This is a genomic window from Rhodopirellula baltica SH 1, from assembly GCF_000196115.1.
Lineage (GTDB): Bacteria > Planctomycetota > Planctomycetia > Pirellulales > Pirellulaceae > Rhodopirellula > Rhodopirellula baltica.
This window is the reverse complement of the sequence record NC_005027.1, coordinates 6,083,667-6,104,363: the sequence shown is the minus strand read 5'-3', so window position 1 is coordinate 6,104,363 and position 20,697 is coordinate 6,083,667. Positions and strand designations below refer to the sequence as shown.

Sequence of the window (20,697 nt, the reverse complement as noted above, 5' to 3'; positions counted from 1 at the left end):
CGTTGGCGATTGCTCTGGCCAGGCGGCATTGTTTGCTCACGACAAACGGAGTGACATGCATACGCGGGTTCCATCGGCTGGTTTGGTGGAGACGCCCGCGCGCGCGAGATTCTCCGGCGATTCCGACTGAAAACGGAACGTTTTCACCAACGCGCCAACAGTCAGCCCCACTTCCAATTCGCCCAAGTGTTTACCGGGACAAACTCTCGGACCGTGTCCGAAACCGAAATGCAACGTGTCCTTTGTTGCGCGCCCCCACTCAGCAAGAATCCGCCAGCGATCGGGTTCAAACTCGTTCGCCGGATAGCCGGATACTTGCACGCCCCAGTGATCTTCATGGCGATTGGCATGCCAGACGTCTAACAGCAAATGCGTGCCCCAGGGGATGAACATCTTTCGACCGTCCGCCGATGTCACCCAAGTATCGGCGGTGGCTCGTCGCGGCAGAAAGTACAACGATGGAGTCAACCGCAGAGTCTCGTCCAGCACCGCACGCAGATACTTTGCCCCCGCCAAGATCTCTGGTGTGTAAACATCAATGTCCTTCACCTCTTCGAAGACTTTCTCTTGCGCGTCCGGATGACGCGCCAGATGAGAGATTGCCCAAGTTGCGTAGGACGTCGTTGCCTCCAAAGCTCCGGCCAGGAAGACCTTTAGATTGCTGATCAGTTTCGCATCCGGTGCATCGGATTTAAATTGTTTCCACAACGCTTTCTTCTCGCCGCGGGGCACCAAGATTCGCTGAGTCAATTCCTCAAACGTCGCATCATCCGCTTTCGCTCGAACAATTCGATCACTCACACTTGGAAACTTCCGCCACGGAATCCCAAGCCGATTCTTCACCGTATCCTTGACGATATGATCAATCACACGCTCCAAAGCGGGAACATACTTTTCACGTAGTTCCTCATAGCTGATGTCGGCACCGAAAAAGTTGTTGGTCAGCATTTCCAACATCACCACCTTGACCTCGGGCTCCAACTGAATGTCGACCGTTTTCTTCCCACTGGCCGTCAAATGCTGCCGCAACACATCGATCCGCCCGCGAACAGTTTCGCGAAAGGTGTCGGCGAATTCGCAAAATTGTTCCGGTTGAAACAAGGTTGTTTTACCAAACGGGCAAGCCGCGATTTTCCGCTGTTTTTTCCATTCAGCTCCGTTGGCATATAGCAACGTATCGGTGCCGGTCGCTCGAGCAATGCCGACCGAGGGAAGCGTGTCTCGATCAAATTGCCCCTCTCGGTCCCCGGTCGCTGTCGCGATGGCTCGAATCATTCCCGGGTCACGAGTCACCAGCACAGGAGCAAACCCAGGAACATCGAGATACCGATTGTGGCGTCCCGGCCCCTGTTCTTCATCAGCCTTCCAAAAATACGTTTCGAGAATACGAACCGGATCTTCGTAATTCCATCGATGCGGAAATGGCTGGGTGGGTCGGTCTGATCTGGGAGCCAACAAACGCACGCGTGACGGCATGCAGTCCCCGGCGAACGGATTGATCGCCAAGCACTGTTTTGGCAATCGTGAGAGGCGTCGATAACCAGGAAAGAAATTTTGCAAGTAACTCGTTCCGTTCCGCATGAGTGAACGTCTTTCTTCAACCTATCGAAACCAACCGCGATCCGAACCGAAAACTCAAATCATTTCACAATCGCAGTTACAATCGCGATTCCTACCGGCCAAAGTTCGCTCTCGCAAACCCGCATGATTGTAGCACCGGCGACGGCCCCCATCGCTCCCACCGCAAACGCCTTCCTCTCACCAATTTCCTTCCAATGCTCCGAACCTCAAGCACGCTTTGCCTCCTGACCTTTTGGTTGCTCGCCTCACATCAAGCTCATGGCGAGTTTGAACTTCGCGATGCGGTGGAATGCCACCCTCGCGCTGGATTGCCGCATTTCACCGCCAAAATCGAATCTGGCGAAACGGTTCGAGTTGCTTATCTCGGCGGCAGCATCACTGCGGCACCGGGTTGGCGGATCCAATCACGCCAGTGGTTGCAACAGCAATACCCGAAGGCAACCATCGAAGAAATTCATGCCGCGATTGGTGGCACGGGGTCAGACCTCGGTGTGTTTCGCCTGCAGCGTGATGCGTTGCAACACGCCCCGGATTTGCTGTTTGTCGAATTCGCGGTCAACGATGGAGGCGTGGCTCCCGAGCGCATCCATCAATCCATGGAAGGGATCGTCCGCCAAACCTGGGCAGCGAATCCAAACACCGACATTTGCTTTGTTTACACACTGACGCAGCAGATGCTCTCCGATTTGCAGGCTGGCAAGATGCCTCGCGCAGCCAGTGCCATGGAAGTGTTGGCCGATCACTATTCGATTCCCTCCATCCACTTCGGTGTCGAAGTCGCACGTTTGGAATCTGCCGGCAAACTTGTTTTCAAAGCCCCCAAGCCTGCGGATATGAATGCGGAACCAATGGTGTTCTCGAGCGACGGAGTTCATCCGCACGTCGAGACCGGACACCGCATCTACACCGAAACAATTGCTCGATCATGGCCGAAGATCATGGAAGCAAATCAAACCGCACAACCTCATTTGCTTGGCCCCCCACTCCGAGACGACAACTGGGAACGAGCCAAGATGGTCTCCATTGAGCCCGAGATGCTGTCGGGCAATTGGACCAAGCTGGCGGCGGATCATTCGTTGGCCAAGCGGTTCCAGCGGAACATGCCTGAGCTTTACCAAGCCAACGGCCCCGGCGCCACTTTGGAATTCACTTTCGAAGGCACCAACGCGGGAGTGTTCGACATCCTCGGTCCGGATGGTGGCGAAGTGCGTGTCCAAATTGACGGGAATGAATTCACTCGTAATCGGATCGATGGCTATTGCACCTACCACCGAATGGCAACACTGAAAGTTGGCTCGGAGTTGGAACCGGGCAAACACACCGTCAAAATTGAACTGTTGCCGAATCAACTGGACAAACGAGAGATCCTCTTTGAACGAAACCAAACGGATTTCGATGCGAAGCCAGAAAAGTACAAAGACCACACATGGTACGCCTCATCATTGATGCTAATCGGCGACCTAGAACGTTGATCCATTCAAGATTCCTGCGGGCTTATCACCATCTCATTTCGCGGCTGTCTGGAACGATGTGACCGACTGTAACGAGAAACAATCGAGCGACGGCGAGACAACGGTGAGTGACACTCCCGTTCGGATCGTCTCGGCCTATCTTGTGGTGCAAGCCATTGGGACGCTGGGGTGGTGGATGTTGCTGCTCGTCTATCCAGCCAGCATCCAGTGGTTTCAGCCGGCTTCTTGGCCGGATGGCTCATTGCTTTCGTTTTGGATGGCAGACTTTGTATTGATCGTCGCCGGCTCACTCTTGGCCGCGATTTGCGTGTGGCGACGAACATCCTCCGCCGCCACGTTGGTTTGGGTCATCGCCGCGGTGACTTGGTACCCAACCTTGGTTTGCATCGCGACCAGCGTGCAAACCGGAGAAGCCTGGATCGCGTCGGCGATGATGGTTTGCATGGCTGGGTTGTCTCTGTCCATGGCAACGATCCATGGAAACACGTCGCAATCTCCCGCCACGATTCGGGTTGCTTCGATGAGTCCTGCTGTTGCAACCACGTTGACTCTGCTGCAAACGGTGATCTTTTGGGGGACGTTTCTGTGGGTGCTGCCAATGGGAATCGTTGAACTGCAACAACGACTCGGGTGGTTGCCGTTTCAACATCCGCTGCAGAGCGAAATTTCGATCGGCCTGTTTCTCGTCGCATCATGGCTGGGATTGTGGAGCGGCATCACGATGGCGATCCGTGGTGATGGCACGCCTCTGCCCACGGCCACCGCACCTCGTTTGGTAGTCGCCGGCCCGTACCGCTACGTTCGGAACCCGATGGCACTCGCGGGCATCGTTCAGGGCCTCGCGGTGAAATGGTTTCTCGGCAGCATCCCCGTCATCGTTTACTCGCTGTGCGGAGCGGTGGTCTGGCACCTCTTCGTGCGTCCCGTCGAAGAATGCGATCTTCAGCTTCGGTTCGGGGAGGACTATCATCGCTACCAGAAACACGTCCGACTCTGGATCCCTACGGCACCTTTCTCTTGATCCACCGAATCGCAATCACCGGCTACCGTTCAATCCGCTCGCTGACCGTGAGACTGGGTGAGTTGACGGTGGTCACCGGACCAAATGGAAGCGGTAAGACAAACCTGTATCGTTCGCTGCGTTTGATTGCTTCGGCTGCCAATGGCAACCTGAACCAATCGTTGGCGGAAGAAGGCGGATTTGAATCCGTGCTTTGGGCGGGTCCAGAATCGATCCCCAACGAAATGAAGCGGGGTGACGTTCCCGTGCAAGGAACCTTGCGTCGAAAACCCATCGCATTGAAGCTTGCCTTCTCCGCCGACCCGATGAGCTACTGCATCGACCTGGGTCGCCCCGTTCCATCCAACTCCATGTTCGATGGTGACCCGGAGATCAAACGCGAATGCATTTGGACGGGGCCGACGCCGGACGCCAGATCGCTGTGCGTTGATCGCAAGGGAGCGAACTTGCGATGCCGATCGGGGAAAGGCAAATGGCAAGACATCGACTTGCACTTGTCTCGCGGGACAAGCCTGATGACCGAGTACGCCGATCCTTTTGCGGCTCCCGAGATCATCGTAATGAAGGAGCAATTGCGGGGATGGAGATTCTACGACACGTTCCGGTGTGACTCGCACGCACCCGCTCGATTGCCATCGCCTCAAACGTTCACTCCGGTGATGGCCAACGATGGATCCAACTTGGCCGCGGCTCTGCAAACGATCCGTGAGATCGGCGACAGCCACATCGTCGAACAAGCGATTGAAGAAGCCTTTCCTGGTTCACAACTCTACGTGCAATCCGGCGAGAACGGCATGCAAGTCGTGCTGACTCAACCTGGCATGCTGCGTGGGCTCACGGCCAGAGAATTGTCCGATGGCACGCTTCGGTATTTGCTGTTGCTGGCCGCATTGTTCTCACCTCGACCACCGGAGTTGTTGGTGTTGAACGAACCTGAAACCAGCTTGCATCCGGAGCTGATCGAACCGCTGGCAAACATGATCTGCCGAGCGGCTGAGCGAAGCCAAGTCATCGTCGTCAGCCACAACCAGCAACTCGTTGCCCGACTGGAACGGGACGACATCTGCGTGCCGGTGCGTCTGAACAAAGAAACGGGTGAAACCATCGTCGAAGGAAGCGACTTGCTGAGCCAGCACGGATGGAAGTGGCCGGCGCGGTAGGCGTTGCTTTCGTGGGTGGCTGGGGAAGAACGCGTTTTCGATTCGGTGAGTATCAAGTGGGATAGGCTTCCAGCCTGTCATTCCCTCCACGACAGGCTGGAAGCCTATCCCACTGATTGCTCTACCTTGTCGCAGATCGTTCCGCCAATCCATGCACGCAGATGATCGCGTCTCATCATTGGCTGCAAACGAGTTCACTCAAGTCGCCCATTGGGTTGAGTTGACGAATGCAAGAGTTCGAAATTCAAATTGGCCGGATTGGGGTGCATTCGACCTAGCAACTGTCCTCGATTTGGCTGAACTCTCTGGGTCGGCGCCTCCAACGGATGCTGAGTCGGATGACGATCCGATCCGACGAGGGTCAGGGACAAATCATCCACCCACAACTGACCTATTTCAAAGAGAATCGCACCATATGTCAGCACGGTTGCATCCTCGGGAACATCCAAAACAATCTCTAGCTCTTGCCATTCGTTTGCTCCGGCTATCCCGTGGGACTGCACATTGTCGAGCAAAACCATTTCACTGTCACCAGAGTCAATTCGCAACCACAAACCCGCCTTTGCAACTTCGCTGGTCCTTAAGAAACCGCTAAAACGAATTCTATGTCCTCGATAAACATAGGCATTAACCGTTTGAATCAAGGTTCCAAATCGCGGCAACCGAAATTCAGTCGTGCGTTCTAGCAACGCACTAAACTCACCCGAGTGTTTAATGGAATCATCAAGCGTCACGCGGTGTCCATAGGGCTGAACAAACCAGTACTCTGGGCACCGATTCCCATAGGAATCCATTCCCGTAAATACATCCAAAGCAATGCTTTCATCCTCCATCTGATTGTGCTCATTGTCCTGATACAGTTCGTTTCGATTTGCTTCGGTCATTTCCGCATCTCCGATTTTTCGGACCTCACCTGTCTTGGGATCCTTCAGGAGAAGACGCACTGTGTTTCCAGGAAAATGGTTGATCCCCCAGAGCACCTCGACCAAGTCCTCACTCAATCGTTTCTTCCATTTGCGACCATGATGCATCTGAGCTATCCGAATGAGTTCTCCTTTCGAGAAGTAATCCACCGCATACAACTCGTAGCGATTGGACTCGAACCGCACGAAGATCCTTCCACCCTCGAAATCCATGCGGGTGAACGGAGAGACCTTGGGCGGTTCTTTGCCTTCCATTCGCCGTTCAATCACGCTGGTTCGATCAGACGCATCTGACGCAAGCAGAGCAATCCTTGCCACCTGTGTCTCACCACGTTGAATGACGACGGACTGGTCCAACACCTCGAACCCGTCCGCTTCACCGGCGATCTCGATCACATACTCGCCCGCCTTCACTTCGACGGATGCACCGTCGCTGGTCACGGTCAATTCCTCGACGACTTCGTTTCCTTTGCGAATCACAATCGGCACGTTTGCGTCTGCGGAGCTTTCGATCCGGAGTGTTCCCTGGTCGGTCTGCAGGATGATGACGGTCGTCGCCCAAGCGAAGAAACCAAACATCCCGGCGGCAAGAAACCAAGGCAGCTTGCCATTGAAACGCCCGCCGATGCTGGAACGACTTGCCAGCGGTTTCGCTTGCGATGCGGACTCAGGTGCTCTGGCGTTGGCCGGGTCCAGCAGATGAGCCTGCCAATTCTTTAGCAACTCAGCGACTTCCGATGAGCTTTGGTAGCGAAGGTCGGGATCCTTGCTCAGCAATCTCGCCACAATCGCATCAAGCCACTCAGGAACGTCCGGGTTGATCTCTCGAAGCGACCTTGGTTGGTCGTTGCCAATCCGGTTGAGAACTCCCATCGTCGTTTCCGACCGGAACGGGCTGCGACCGGACAACATGAAGTGGATCACACTGCCCAGTGAAAACAGATCGCTGCGATGATCGATCGAATCCCCATGGGCCTGTTCCGGAGACATGTACTGCGGCGTTCCCGCGATCACGCCACTGCGAGTCATGCTGGCGTCGTCCACCGCTCGCGCCAAACCGAAGTCCGTGATTTGAACTCGTTCAACACCATTTTCCAACAACACGTTGGCGGGTTTGATATCGCGATGCACCAATCCTTGCTCGTGCGCTGCCGCCAACCCATCGGCGATCTGCGACGCGATGCGGACGGTTTCGATCAAGGACAACGGCCCGTCGCGATCGACTCGCTGTTGCAGGCTCGGACCATCCACGACCGGCATGACCAAGTACGGAAGCCCCTCGTGTTCGTCAACCGTTTGAATCGGAACCACATGCGGATGAACCACCGCCGCGGCACTTTTGGCTTCCCGCGAAAAACGTTTGCGGGCGGCGGCGGACGTGGCCAATTCAGGTGCCAGAACCTTCACTGCGCAGCGACGGCCGAGTGACGTGTCCGTCGCTTCCATCACGATTCCCATCCCGCCGCGGCCAAGGATTTGATGAATCTCATAGCGTGCAAAACGGCCGATGGATCCGGGCGAGTCGGAAGGCTGAAGGAACTGAATCCAGCTCGAGCGGTCCTTGGCTTCGGATTCGAATTCAAAGTCGTCCGAGCGGTGTTCGCCGCCATTCGCGATCGGCTCCCGAAGCAACTCGCCGACTTCCTCCCACGTCACGTCATCGGTGACCAAACGTTCCACGTGAGCCTGACATTGCTCGCACACCTCGATGTGCTGGGTGACTTCTTGCGTGTCCGCGTCCAAGCGATCGTGCAGGTAGTCGTTGAGCGTTTCTCGATCGTAGTGAAGTCCACCGTCGTGCTTCTCATCTCGAATGCGTGCGATCATGCTTCCGTCTCCCACTGACTAGAAATTGCTTGAGCTTCTTGTTGCAAACGAGCCAACACGCGGCACTTTGCCATTCGCACGGATCCCTCGGACTTCCCAAGCGATTCCGCGACACAGGAGATGGATTTGCCCTCGACGGCCGTCATCCAAAAGGATTGCCACGTCGCGGGTTCCACATGCGGTTGCACACGATCGGCGGCAAGCTGAAATTGCTGACGCCGCAATTCGTGATCGAACAGCGTGGCGGTTTCGTTCTCTCGTTCAGGTTGCTGCATCAACCACTGTTGAACGTGGCTGTCCCCCGAACCGATCGGTCCCTTGGAACGGGTCAGATGGTTGACGACCAAGTTGCGAGTGATTCGGAACAACCAAGCCCGAAACGAACCGCTGCCACGCGATTCGAACTTTATCAACGACCGTCGCACCGCCGCGAAAACGTCTTGCGTCAAGTCTTCCGCGTCGGCGTGCTGCAATCCTTTTGCCAAGGCAACCCGGACCACCAGCGGACGATAGATCGAAACAAACTCCGTCCAAACTTCTTCCGAAGCCGGCTCATTCAGTTTGCCAATCAGTGACGCTCGTGTTTCCGGACCTTGCAACATTCTTTTCTCCTACCAGCCAAACACAGCGTTTCGAGCATTGTCACACAGGAAAACGGAGAATCGTTCGAATACTCAGCCGTTAATCGACTCCGGCGACTCTGGCGATGAAAACCAAGGGTAGATCGCTGGGATTACAACGCAAGTTAACAGTGTGCTGGTGATCAAGCCACCAATGACGACCGTTGCGAGTGGGCGTTGTAGTTCCGCACCGTCGCTGGTGGACAGTGCCATCGGCAGGAATCCCAAACTGGCAACCATCGCGGTCATCAACACCGGACGCAATCGATCGTCGGCCGCCTTTCTCGCCGCCTCCCGCGCGCCCGTGCCAGCGATGCGATGGTGCTCGGCGTCGCTCACCCACACCAATCCATTTAAAACCGCCACGCCAAACAGAGCGATAAAGCCCACACCCGCTGCGATGCTGAATGGCATGCCACGAAGCATCAATGCAAACACACCACCACTGGCAGCGATCGGCACACACAAAAAGATCAGTGAGGCCAACGAAGCGGAATCGAAGGAAGTGAAGAGCAGCAAGAAGATCACAATCAATATGATTGGTGTGATGATGGCCAAACGACGACTGGCGGATTGAAGGTTCTCAAAATCGCCCCCCCAACGCAGTTCGTATCCGGGCGGCAATGCCACATCGCGAGCCACGATGGATTGGGCTTCCGTAACGAACGAAGCAACGTCGCGTCCCCGCACATTCACCGAAACAAACGTGCGTCGGCGTCCGTCCTCGTGCTCCACAGTAGGTGGCGTTTGCTCCAACTGTATGTTGGCGACCTCATACATCGGCACCGGCTTTCCTCCTGCCAAAGCAATGGGCAATTGTTTGAGCAACTCAACATCGCTTCGCCAATTTTCTGGAAGACGCACCTGAATCGGAAATCGTGCTCGGCCGTCAATCACTTCCCCCACCGGACGGCCACCCAGTGCATCAACGACATCCATGACTTGTTGAGCGTCGATGCCATACCTGGCCAACGCTTCGCGGTCAGGTTCGATCGTCAGCGTCGCCAGTGTCGATTGAATATCGGCCTTCACATCCGCTGATCCGGGGACACTGCGTAGCGCACGTTCAATCTGTTTGGCTTTGGTCGATAGAGTCTCCAGGTCATCGCCATACAAAAGAACCGCCACATCCGCCTTCACTCCCGCAACCAATTCATCAACACGCATTTCGATCGGCTGGGTGAACCCAAAGGCGACCCCAGGAACGCTCTCCGTAAGCATCACTTCCATCTCCCCGATCAGCTCTTCTCGCGTCTTAGCCGTCGGCCACGTATCCGGCGGATTCAACATCACCCAAACATCGCTTTGGTGAACCCCCATGACATCATTCGCGATTTCGGGTCGACCGGTCTTTGTGAACACCGTCTTCACTTCCGGCAACTTCAACAATTCCGTTTCGACTTGCCTCGCCATGATCTCGGCACCTTCCAACGATGCACTGGGCAACCGGACCGCTTCGACCAACAGGTCCCCTTCGTTAAGTCTCGGCATGAACTCGGCGCCCAAGTTCAGTGCGACGGGTATGCTGACCGCGAAAACACATGTGGCGAGCAATGCGGTGACCGCGGGCGACGCGATCGCACGCCCCACCAAAGGCAAATAAACCTTCTTCAGCATTCGAATCGGCCACAAATCGTGGTCATGAGGATTCTTGGGAAGCGCCAACGATGCGAGTGCAGGCATCAAGGTCATCGACAAAATGAAGGAACCAAAAAGAGCCAAGAGGACCGTCATTGCCATCGGACGAAACATCTTCCCCTCGGTTCCTTCAAGCAAAAGCACCGGGACATAGACGACCGCAATGATGAGTTCACCAAACATCGTTGGCCCGCGAACTTCCATGCATGCATCTCGGATCGTCGCCAATCGTGATTTAGCTTTTCCAATCAATTGCGAATGCTTCGGCGGGTTCCCAACCACTGCTTCGCTGGATGATCCAATCTCATCGGTCGATTCTCGTTGCGACAGTCTACGAACACAGTTTTCGACCATGATGACGGAGGAATCGACGATCAACCCAAAGTCGATCGCACCCAGACTCATCAAACTCGCGGAGATCCCCATGGCCAACATCATGTTCGACGCAAACAACATCGACAGCGGAATGGCCAACGCAACGATGATTCCAGCTCGAAGACTGCCCAGAGTGATCAGCAAAACGATGGCAACCAACGCCCCGCCTTCGAGCAGGTTTTTCATCACGGTGTGAAGTGTCCGATTGATCAAATCTTCCCGGTCGTAGATGACGTCCAAGACCACATCCTCGGGAAGCGTCGCTTGCACCTCTGCGATACGTTCTTTGATGCGTCCGACGACTTCGCGAGAGTTCTCGCCGATACGCATCATCACCATTCCTGTCACCGCTTCGCCCCTGCCGTCTCGACTGACAGCCCCCTGACGTGACATTGGTTCGATGGTGACATCGGCAACATCCGACAATAGCAACGGCGATCCATTTTCTCCCCGCCGCAATACAATGCTTTTCAGATCATCCACGCTGGCAAGCAATGCCTGCCCGCGAATGAATCGTTGCTCGTCATGGTGTATGACATAGCCACCACCTGCATTGGCATTGGCCGCTTCGATCCGCGAATACAGTTCCTCCAGCGTCAAACCCTGATCCATCAAGCCGTCCGGGTCAGGCCGAACCTCGAACGTTTTGTAGAAACCTCCCATCACGTTGATCTCGGTCACACCACTGACCTCCCTCAACTTCGGTGCGATCTCCCAATCGAGCAAGGTGCGCAGTTCCATCGGCGTTTTCAATTCGCTTCGAACTTCGAACTGCAGGATTTCTCCCAGTGCGGTGGTCATCGGCCCAATTTCAGGTGGTCCGTAACCTTCCGGCAGACTCGCCGCGGCAGCCGACAACCTCGAACCAACTTGTTGATTGGCGAAGTACACATCGGTTCCTTCATCGAAAACAATCGTGATGACCGACAATCCAAATTTCGATACGCTGCGAACTTCGTCGACGTCAGGCAGTCCGCCCATCGACCATTCGATTGGATAAGTCACTTGCCGTTCGACTTCGACCGGCGGTAAAGACCCTGCCGAGGTGATGACTGTGACTTGCGTGTTGGTCAAATCGGGAACCGCATCAATCGGAAGCATCAAGGCGCTCCGGATTCCCAAACCTGCCATCAACAAAGTGCCGATGATGATCAAAAAACGATTCTGAAGCGAAAACTCAATCAGTCGCTGAAGCATGATCATTCCTCCCCTTCCAGCAGCAGCTCGCTCTTGAGAGCGAATGCACCGGAGACAACGACCGACTGCCCTTCGATCAAACCTTCTCGGATCTCGACCATGCCGCCGCCCTGTGCCCCAACCTCAACAGTGACGGGTTCGAAACCGTCCTCACTGATCACAAAAACGCTCGTCTGACCGTCCAGATCAATCAGGGCGGATTCAGCAACAAGAATCACGTCGTGCCGAGTTTCGATTGGCACCGCCATGCGAGCGAACAAGCCCGGTCGAAAGTGCCCTTTTGAATTGTCAATCTTTGCGACCAAGGGAATCGCCCCCGACGCCGGATCCACTTGACGACCAACGGTATAAACCGTGGCGGGGTGCGGAGGCATGTTCATGGCGGGAGTGCTCACCATCACCTCATCGCCCTGACCGACGTGAATGGATTCCCAATCTCGGCCGCGAATGTCCGCTTCCACCCACAAGCTCGATGTATCGGCGATCACGAACAACTCGTTTTGCGCCGCCACACGCTCGGAAGCGGAGAACGCCTTGCTTTCGATGGTTCCTGAAAGCGGAGACTGAATCGTCAGTCGAGATACATCGAGTTCGTTGGGCGAAACATCCAAACCACCCATCGAATCCGCCAGCGTTCCCAGTAAGGTACCAAGCGTTTGTTTCGCGATTCGCAGCCGACGTTCCGCTTCGTTCCGTTTGGCTTCGGCTTGTATCATCGATTGGCGAGTTTGGAACAGTGATTGTTCGATGGCTGCCTCAAGCATCGCTTCGCTTTGCTGCCGGTCGCTTTGCCGTTCCTGAACGACTCGGCCACTGATCGCTCCGCTGCCACCAAGATCGTCGACCGAGCGGGAAAGTCGGTTGGCAAGGTTGGATTTGCTGTACATCGTCAGCAGTTGCCCGCCAAATTCGCCGATCGTTTTGTCTTGCAATGATTGCTTGATCGCATCGATCGCTTCACCGGCACGAATCCGCTTGGCCAGATCTGATACACCCGCATGGATGTCCGCCTCCCAGCGATAGGCTTCTTGGGCGAGTTCCAAATTTGCCTTCTCGCTCAGGATTTGGTTCCGTGCCGTTCCGATGGACGGACTGCGAAGCACCGCGACCGGTTGCCCGCGATCAACCGAATCACCGGTTTTGACCAAGATGGATTCCAACACGCCGTCCGTTGGCGTCCGCAGTGAAACGTGGCGCGTGTCGTCGTATGCAAATCGGGCCGGCAAAGTCCGTGTGATGACGAGCGTTCCTCGCTCGACTTCTTCCGAGCGAATTCCCGCGACGTTGATCTTTCGATCGCTCAGACGAACCTGTTGAGTGCCGTCGACTTCGCTTGGCGTCGATACCTCGCGGTCAGCTCCCTCACTTGCGACAGAATCGACCCGAGATGTATCCAATTCTCGGTTTGAAAAATTCCAGGCAATCGCGACAACGACGAGGAGCGCAACGAGCGCGCTCAACCAATATTTTAGTTTCATGTTGATGTTGATGAAGAAAGGTTCTCGGGTTGCTCGCGAACAGTGACGATCGCGAGCGAACGATCAAACGAGAACCAAAATCAACAACGCATCACGCAAGAAAGCGTGCAACGATCGCGCTGCCATGACGCGGATGCAATCTGGATCCTTGGGTCACAAACCGAAAACGTTGACGCCAACGTTGATTCATGATCCGCGCAGACCAGCACCCATGAAAGGCTGGTCAATTGCTCCACCACCGAAACCAAGCTCGATCCCGACTCACCAGCCGAACCGACATAGTCCCTGGGTGGAATCGGCAATCCGTCGTGAGTCCCATCCTCATTGCATCGATGCGAAGGGAGCACCAAGTGCCAATGAGCTTCGTCCGGTTCAAGACACTGCAGTTGCGATTGCGAATGCAACTGGCCCAAATGGTTTTCCAACGCCTGAGGAGCTTCGATGCAATCGTGACGGTGCATCATTGGCACCGGTAAAGGCAGCAACATCACGCACCCCAACCACACCAAACAAACACGCGCGGTCAAGCGGCTTTGAAATTTCGGGTGTGGTAAGCTGGCAAACATAGCATCCAATTTTAGTCCAACCCAAAATGAACGAACAGTCTGATGTCCAGCAAATGGCAAATTTGAGCTATACAATTCTCTCGCCACCGCTGGAGCGTTTACCATCAAGACGTCGGGCGCGTCCTAACAACTCCATGCCACCGCGTCGACTTTCTTCCCAGCGAAGTGATTTCCATGAGCCGACACGTCTATCTGGGTTTCGCGATTTGCTGCGTTGTCGGTGCGGTCGTGTTGTGGACGTGGATGCCCTCGAAGACAACAGTTTCCGACATCGACGTTCTGGAACAAACCTCGGACTATGTCCTGGTGCGTCACCAAGAGCAAACGGGCAAAATGTACCAAGCCTTCTTCGATGACTTCTCGGAACCCGAGTTCCGAAACTGGTTTGGTGAAGACCGCTGGACCACGATCGACACACTCTCGCCCGCATCACCATCGCTGGAAGCCTACGTCAGTTTGCGTCGAAAGATCTTCTCGGGCGAAAGTGATTTCCTAGACAATCGGATCGAGTCAGCGGATGGGATCGCAAAATTCACCGCCGTCGCGCCGACCCAATCGATGGTGACATCAAAGTCCATGCTAGAAAACAATCGACTCTGGTTTGTTGAAGGCGACGACCTTTGGTTCCGTGGCAAATACAAGCTCCAATCAGGAGTTCCGTTCACAATCGCCGACTTCCAAGAACGTGGGCGTTACAACAGCCCCGGTCCACGAATCACAATTTGGGATCAAAAGTATCTCGGCTATGAACTCAAATCAGGTTGGAAACCAAAGATGCGTCAGTCCGAGGTGGAAGTCCCAATCGGCGAGTGGTTCTTTCTAACCGTGCACCTCGTTTTGCATCATAAAAATGGACAAGTACAAATCTGGCAGAACGATCAGCTTCTGATCGACGAAAAAGTTGCAACGTTGCCCGCATCAGACTCCTTGCTCAACGCTCTGGAAGTCGGAATCACCGCCACCGATCACGCCTCGGAAGTTTGGATTGATGAAATTGCAATTTCACACCAACCCATCGAGATCAAAACGGATTCCTCCGCACAAACGAATTGAAACAGTTCGAAACGCTTCCCGAGTCGGTGATCACTCCGCTCATTTGCTTCATTTGCTTCATTTGCTTCATTTGCTGACGGGAACGTAAGCGAAGCCATCCGACTGCAAGTTGACGACAGCGGTCAAAGCTGAAACCGCCGTGTCGACAAACACGACCACTTCGTTCGGCTTTGCACCCGAAGCGATCAACGATTGACCACACACATACATATCCACTCCGGCCTCGTGCAATTGATGCATCAGCTCCAGATTCGGGTTGCTCTCCGTGCCGAACTTCGCCGCGTAGGCGTCTGAATTCAGTACCGTCAACGTTGCTCCGCCGTGAATGACAACCGCGATTTGGACTTCAGTCGGAAGTTCACCCGCACCTGCGTAGATGTTCAGATACTTCGCAACTCTCTCTAGCCCAGGGTTGATTTTCCCGGGCTCGGCACCGCTTGTTAAATCCACCAACAGCTTCGCTCCAACCTTCGGTTGTTGAACCGCACTGGGCAGTCTCACGACCTTTCCCACCCCAGCGATCACCGGGGTGGTTGCTTCGAAAGACTGCTTTTCGTGCACATCGGAATCGCCGGACCTTTCAGGCACCGGATGATTCTTCATGGCTTCAGCGAATCCCCGCTCGACAAAACCAGAAACGGCTTTCGCGTGTGCTTGAATCAACTTCACCACGTAGGCGTCATCGGAGGTTTCTGTCACGCGAACACCTTTTTCAGTGTTCTCGTGGACCATTTTAATCTTGTCGGTGTGACGGAAGATTTCCGCGAACAACGGATCTCGCATGCGAATCGGATTGGTCTCTTCGATCCGGTATTCCATCCATTCGACGTGTTCCTGAATCGCCTCGGCAATCTTCGGGTCATCCGATTCGGTCAACGTTTCAACACCGGAAGCCAACTCCTTAACAGTTCGCTGGATTGCTTCATGGTTTTGAAGCAGGAACTGAAACACCTCGTGATCGGAATCATGTCGGTCATCATGGCCGTGCTGTTCAGCCGCCGCCCTGTTCGCCTCCGTTCCGTTTGCTCCCCGCCCAAATCTCTGACCGTTCCGCATGCCTCGGCCACGACCGAAACCTTGGCCACCTTCCGGACCACGTCCGGCTCGCGGCCCTTGCCCAAATCCCGGCCCTCGCCTGACATCTGGCTGAGCATCTCCAGCATTCTCTTGCGCGAACCCTGGCACGCTCACTAGGAACGTCAAACACCAAAGCGTCATCAAGCCAATCATTCGGTTCATTGAATCGTTCCTATTTCAAAGTTCACGCCGGAAACAACATCTCAGTAAAAAATCAACAGCTGCCTATTCATCCGAATTCGCTGGCATGTGCTTGGCGATGTAGGCTGGTTCACCCATCCGCTCCAACAGATCCAGTTGCAGCTCCAACCAACCCGCATGCCCTTCTTCGTCCACAGCAATGCGTTCGAACAATTGACGCGTCCCGATGTCACGGTCTTCACTCGCCTGAATCGATGCGGTCGTGTAGAAGTCGATGGCTTCTTTTTCGTCGGCCAGATCAGATTCGAACATTTCCTTCAGCGACTTTGCTTGGACAGGCGTTTTCTGCATCGTCAAGTTGGGATTTCCCTTCAAGAACAAGATCCGGTTCAAAAAGTCTTCTGAATGCCCCAGCTCTTCTTGTAGTTCTTCACGCATTTTGGAAGCCAACAGCCCCATGCCCCAATCATCCAGCACGCAGGCGTGCAACTGATATTGGTGCGTCGCCGTCAATTCCATTGCCAAAGCTTTTTGCAAGTTCTCAATCGTTTGCGTTTTACTCATCGTTTGTCTCCTAAGTTTTCAATAAATGTGAATCGCTTCGTGCTGCCGATCGTGTCGGCCATGGATGTCATATGACCAAATGGCCTTCTCATCAACCAACCAGATTCCACCGCCGGAATTGCGGACGAATCCCCGTGGTAAATCGCTCGTGGTCGATCAGGCTAGCTAGACAAAGACACCGTTTCTTTCTGCTTTGGTAAATCCGCTTGCACCCACGCCTTGTAGCCTCCCTCCATGTTGATTACGTCTTTCACGCCATTGGCTTGAAGAACGCTGGCGGCAATCGACGATCGAGCACCACTCAAGCAATGCACGACAACGGTTTTGTCCTTGGGCAGTTCGCTCAAACGACTCGGCAATCTACCGAGAAAGTAGTGGTTGGCATTTTGAATGTGCCCCTCGTTCCACTCTTCGTTCGAACGCACATCAATCAGCGTCACTCGCTCTGACTCGATGCGAGGCAGCAACTCAGACGGCTTCGCGGCCGAATAGACCTCATCGGCTTCCCCTGACGCTTGAACGCTGTGTGCGTCAAAAGCACCGACGATTTCCTCCACACCAATCTTGTGAAGCACGCGAGCGGCTTCTTCCAATTGCTCCGGCTTGCAAATCAAGTACGCCGGTTTGTCGTAGTCGACTAACCAACCTGCCCAGGTCGCTAACATGCCAATCGGAATATTGATTGCCCCGGGCACATGCCCTTTCGCGAATTCAGAGGAGGTTGCTAGATCGATGACGGTCCCTGATTTCAATGCGGCATGTAGTTTTGCCAAGTCAAGCATCTGATGATGATGCCCTTCACCCAACACACGTGGCCCTTCTTTGTTGACGCGTTTCATCACCGCAAAGTACTTCGGTGCTTCCGGTTGATCCGCCAGGATGTAACGCACGAAAGATTCCTCGTTGTCATATTGCAGGGCGGGATTGGTGAGTTTCTCGTAGCCAACGGTCGATGAGGGAATCGCCCCCAATCCTTTCCCGCAGGCACTGCCCGCCCCGTGAGCTGGCCAAACTTGCAAGTGATCCGGCAATGCTCGAAACCGCTTCATGGACGCAAACAAATCTTTTGCTCCCGGCTCAGCAGTTCCAGCGATCCCGGCTGCCTCTTCCAACAAATCTGGGCGACCGATGGATCCGACGAAAACGAAGTCGCCCGTAAAAATTCCCATTGGACTAGTGACTCCACCGCCTTGGTCAGTCAACACAAACGACAAGCTCTCAGGAGTGTGGCCAGGCGTGTGCATCACGTCGAACTTGATCTTGCCGATCGAAAACGAATCGCCATCGTGAAGCAATTGATTGGTGTATCCATCGAGGTACAAATACTTCCACTCGGCGGGGCCTTCATCGGAGACGTACAATTTCGCCCCCACCCGGTCAGCAAGCTCCCGCGCACCGGACACATAGTCCGCATGAATATGTGTCTCCGCAACGGCTGCGATGGTGAGCCCTTCTCGCTCGGCCATCGCTAAATAGCCCTCAATGTCGCGACCTGGATCGATCACGATGGCTTCGCGGACGCGCTGACATCCGACCAGATACGAAGCGTGTGCGAGTTTGTCATCATAGAAATACTTGAGCAACATGATTGTCTCCTCTCAAAAGTGACTGTGAGCTACAAAACCGTTGATTTGACAAGGACGAACGTCGCGACCAACACAACCGCGATCGAGAAAACTTTTTGAAGCGTGGGACCTTCCAAACGTTTCGCGACGATCCCGCCCAACCACATGCCGGCGAATCCGCCCGTCGTGAACAACAATGCGGTTGAGATGGAAAGTTCGTTGCCACTGAGCAGATGAGAAGCGACTCCAGAGACGCTGACCAGGACAATGACAAACAACGACGTCCCAACCGCTCGGTGAATTTCCATGCCGCTGAACAAGACCAACGCGGGCACGATGACAAACCCTCCACCAACGCCAAACAAACCCGAAAGCACTCCCGTCATCAGTCCCACCAGAACCAGCAACCGTGCACATCGCGATGTCAATCGCAGCGTGCCATCTTCATCACGCTGACAAGCACTGCGATCGCGTTCCATGCTCGCTTCGCTGTTGCACACACCGCTGACAATGCTTGGATCTTTCGTCTTCGCCCACATCCGGTAAGCAACAACGAGCATCAACACCGCAAACATCAATAACAAAGCCGTCTCCGGTACCAACGACGACAAATACGATCCAACCGGGGCACCCATCATTCCAGCAATCGCAAACAACAACCCGGTCCTCAGTTCGACTTCACCATGAATCAATCTTGGGACCGCACCAAACAACGCAGTACCGCCGACCGATGCCAGTGAGATCCCAACCGCTTCGCGTGGCGCGATCGACATGCCATAGACCAGCAATGGCACGGCAAAAACTCCGCCGCCCCCACCGGTAAGCCCGAGGGCAAAACCGACGATGCAGCCAAACAAGATCGCTAGACCGAACATGACCCTGAATCTCCGCATCGATTCCAGGGCATTTTCGAAAGCATCATGCCCATCCCACACGTGTCAGTGATTCCGGCAAACATCAAACCGGCACCGATGAATGCAGACAGTCCGATGAAGTAGGGATGGACGAAGAACCCCAGGACCGCACCCAGCAAGGCCAAGAACCCCGCCAAAATTCGAACCTGACGTTCGAGTGAAATGGCTTTCTGCCCCCGGACAATTGGCAACCCAGCGGACACCCATGCGTTGGTCCCGCCATCCACGTTGACAACGTTTTGCACGCCTGCCTGCAAGAACTTCTGCACGGCTTTGCTGGATCGATTCCCGCTCTTGCAAATGACATAGATCGGCTCACCACTTCCGTTTTGCATGGCTTGCGCCACTGCCTTTGGATCCAATGAATCCAGTGGAACACTGACCGCTCCGGTGGCATGAACTTCGCGATACTCGGTCGGCATCCGAACATCGATCAAGTCGACGCTGGTGCTCTTCTGCTTTTGGGCGAGCTCTTGAACTGTGATTGACTGCATGAGAAGACTCCGTTGTAGGGTCGCACCACAAATGGGTCGAAACCTCGAGATGCGACGATATGTCAGTTTAAAAAAAGGGACGACCGTCCGTCCCACTATTTTGAATTGCTTTCAAGACGTCTGAAAGCGTCCTTCGATGCACGCCATCAGCTGCTCCAAATGAGACTCAGCGACTTGATAATACACTTTGCGTCCATCCCGCTTGCTGGTCAGAAATCCGCAACGCTGCAACAGCCGTAAATGATCCGAACCGACATTGTTCTGGATCTCGCAATCCGATGCCAATTCACCAACCGTGTATCGGCCGTGTAGCAACATCTGAACAATTCGCAAACGAACTGGATGAGCGAGGACCTTCAAACATTCCGCGGCTTGTGCAAAATCGCTTGCCGTGCCGGGCGGTTTTGACGGACGCTCGTTTCTAAGTTCTGTTTTGCGATTCATTTTGTTCTCCCTCGCTCTCGGTGACTCCAATATATCGTCACATCACGAGGTGTCAATCATTCAATCTTGAAATTTATCCTAAACGATCGCCGCAACAACGAGCCCTCCGTTGACCGTCGCCTCGCGCACACTCCCGCGACCAATTCTGCAATCATTCATGTCACCGAATCAGACACTTTCGAAACCGCACCCTGAAACCTGAACTGGCCATGCCCCAGCCCTCACCCTCAAGCGAACTGCCCGACCACCATTGCCCAGTTTGTGGTTCCAAGCAACGTGTGTTTCTTCGGTATCCCTGGTACATCTGCAAAGAATGCTTGGCTCTGGCGGAGGATGGAGATGGCCGCCGCCTGGAATTTGGAAACGTGAGTTTTTCGGGCGGCTTTTGCTTTGGTTATGCGGACGAACCAGACACGGCGTCCAGAGTTTGCGGGTCCGTGTTTTGTCTGATCCATCACCGACCGGTGTACGTGACCGAAGCACGCTTTGGTGGCATCGTTGCTCAACCACTGACCTCATCGCACACGGAAGGCATGCATCTCTACGACAACGTCGACCTGACGCGACGCACCACTACGTAACCTCAA

17 protein-coding genes are annotated in these 20,697 nt (G+C 54.6%); 5 read left to right on the top strand and 12 right to left on the bottom strand.

The features are described from left to right. Window positions 1-36 precede the first annotated feature (36 nt). Window positions 37-1,581, bottom strand: coding sequence for a cytochrome P450 (locus RB_RS23350; protein WP_011123160.1), 1,545 nt, complete (start codon window positions 1,579-1,581; stop codon window positions 37-39). Between the two features lie 194 nt (window positions 1,582-1,775). Here RB_RS23350 and RB_RS23345 point away from each other — a divergent pair, with 194 nt between their 5' ends. From RB_RS23345 to RB_RS23335, 3 genes are read left to right on the top strand one after another with little or no spacing between them, the layout of a single operon-like run. Beyond that, a complete protein-coding gene (locus tag RB_RS23345; protein ID WP_011123159.1) occupies window positions 1,776-3,053 on the top strand; it encodes an SGNH/GDSL hydrolase family protein in 1,278 nt (425 codons plus the stop codon). 58 nt (window positions 3,054-3,111) lie between these two features. Then, window positions 3,112-4,074 (top strand): methyltransferase family protein, encoded by a 963-nt coding sequence (locus tag RB_RS23340; RefSeq protein WP_011123158.1) that lies wholly within the window; start codon window positions 3,112-3,114, stop codon window positions 4,072-4,074. Further along, window positions 4,071-5,234 carry an AAA family ATPase gene (locus RB_RS23335; RefSeq protein ID WP_011123157.1) on the top strand — a complete coding sequence of 388 codons (1,164 nt, stop codon included), beginning with the start codon at window positions 4,071-4,073 and terminating at the stop codon, window positions 5,232-5,234. Before RB_RS23340 ends, RB_RS23335 begins: the two co-directional genes overlap by 4 nt. Window positions 5,235-5,428: 194 nt before the next feature. Here RB_RS23335 and RB_RS23330 read toward each other — a convergent pair whose 3' ends face one another. The 5 genes from RB_RS23330 to RB_RS23310 form a co-directional block, all read right to left on the bottom strand. Further along, on the bottom strand, window positions 5,429-7,984 hold the full coding sequence (locus RB_RS23330) for a serine/threonine-protein kinase (protein ID WP_231845921.1): 2,556 nt from the start codon (window positions 7,982-7,984) through the stop codon (window positions 5,429-5,431). Next, window positions 7,981-8,586, bottom strand: a complete 606-nt coding sequence (locus RB_RS23325; RefSeq protein ID WP_011123154.1) for an RNA polymerase sigma factor — start codon at window positions 8,584-8,586, stop codon at window positions 7,981-7,983. Before RB_RS23325 ends, RB_RS23330 begins: the two co-directional genes overlap by 4 nt. Window positions 8,587-8,658: 72 nt before the next feature. Then, window positions 8,659-11,820 (bottom strand): efflux RND transporter permease subunit, encoded by a 3,162-nt coding sequence (locus tag RB_RS23320; protein ID WP_011123153.1) that lies wholly within the window; start codon window positions 11,818-11,820, stop codon window positions 8,659-8,661. Then, complete coding sequence (locus tag RB_RS23315; RefSeq protein WP_231845919.1) at window positions 11,817-13,211, bottom strand: efflux RND transporter periplasmic adaptor subunit; 1,395 nt, start codon at window positions 13,209-13,211, stop codon at window positions 11,817-11,819. The genes RB_RS23320 and RB_RS23315 overlap by 4 nt, the downstream gene beginning before the upstream one ends. A gap of 161 nt (window positions 13,212-13,372) precedes the next feature. Further along, on the bottom strand, window positions 13,373-13,858 hold the full coding sequence (locus tag RB_RS23310; RefSeq protein ID WP_007330293.1) for a hypothetical protein: 486 nt from the start codon (window positions 13,856-13,858) through the stop codon (window positions 13,373-13,375). Window positions 13,859-14,032: 174 nt separating this feature from the next. Here RB_RS23310 and RB_RS23305 point away from each other — a divergent pair, with 174 nt between their 5' ends. Further along, entirely contained in the window at window positions 14,033-14,911 is an 879-nt protein-coding gene (locus tag RB_RS23305) for a membrane or secreted protein (RefSeq protein WP_164922403.1), read from the top strand. A gap of 66 nt (window positions 14,912-14,977) precedes the next feature. On the opposite strand, the gene RB_RS23300 is transcribed toward RB_RS23305, so the two are convergent. The 6 genes from RB_RS23300 to RB_RS23275 all read right to left on the bottom strand — a co-directional run bounded on the left by RB_RS23300 (window position 14,978) and on the right by RB_RS23275 (window position 20,110). Continuing rightward, window positions 14,978-15,862: a DsrE family protein gene (locus tag RB_RS23300; protein ID WP_231845918.1), complete on the bottom strand. Its 885-nt coding sequence runs from the start codon at window positions 15,860-15,862 to the stop codon at window positions 14,978-14,980. Between the two features lie 351 nt (window positions 15,863-16,213). Next, window positions 16,214-16,693: a bacterioferritin gene (locus RB_RS23295; RefSeq protein WP_007329720.1), complete on the bottom strand. Its 480-nt coding sequence runs from the start codon at window positions 16,691-16,693 to the stop codon at window positions 16,214-16,216. Between the two features lie 161 nt (window positions 16,694-16,854). Next, a complete protein-coding gene (locus RB_RS23290; protein WP_011123146.1) occupies window positions 16,855-18,279 on the bottom strand; it encodes an MBL fold metallo-hydrolase in 1,425 nt (474 codons plus the stop codon). A 29-nt stretch (window positions 18,280-18,308) separates the two neighbouring features. Further along, window positions 18,309-19,133 (bottom strand): sulfite exporter TauE/SafE family protein, encoded by an 825-nt coding sequence (locus RB_RS23285; RefSeq protein WP_164922402.1) that lies wholly within the window; start codon window positions 19,131-19,133, stop codon window positions 18,309-18,311. Further along, a complete protein-coding gene (locus RB_RS23280; protein ID WP_007329717.1) occupies window positions 19,121-19,666 on the bottom strand; it encodes a rhodanese-like domain-containing protein in 546 nt (181 codons plus the stop codon). The genes RB_RS23285 and RB_RS23280 overlap by 13 nt, the downstream gene beginning before the upstream one ends. 111 nt (window positions 19,667-19,777) lie before the next feature. Then, window positions 19,778-20,110 carry an ArsR/SmtB family transcription factor gene (locus RB_RS23275; RefSeq protein ID WP_164922401.1) on the bottom strand — a complete coding sequence of 111 codons (333 nt, stop codon included), beginning with the start codon at window positions 20,108-20,110 and terminating at the stop codon, window positions 19,778-19,780. Window positions 20,111-20,319: 209 nt separating this feature from the next. Between RB_RS23275 and RB_RS23270 the strand changes: the two genes are divergently transcribed. Next, a complete protein-coding gene (locus tag RB_RS23270; protein WP_011123142.1) occupies window positions 20,320-20,691 on the top strand; it encodes a hypothetical protein in 372 nt (123 codons plus the stop codon). Window positions 20,692-20,697 lie beyond the last annotated feature (6 nt).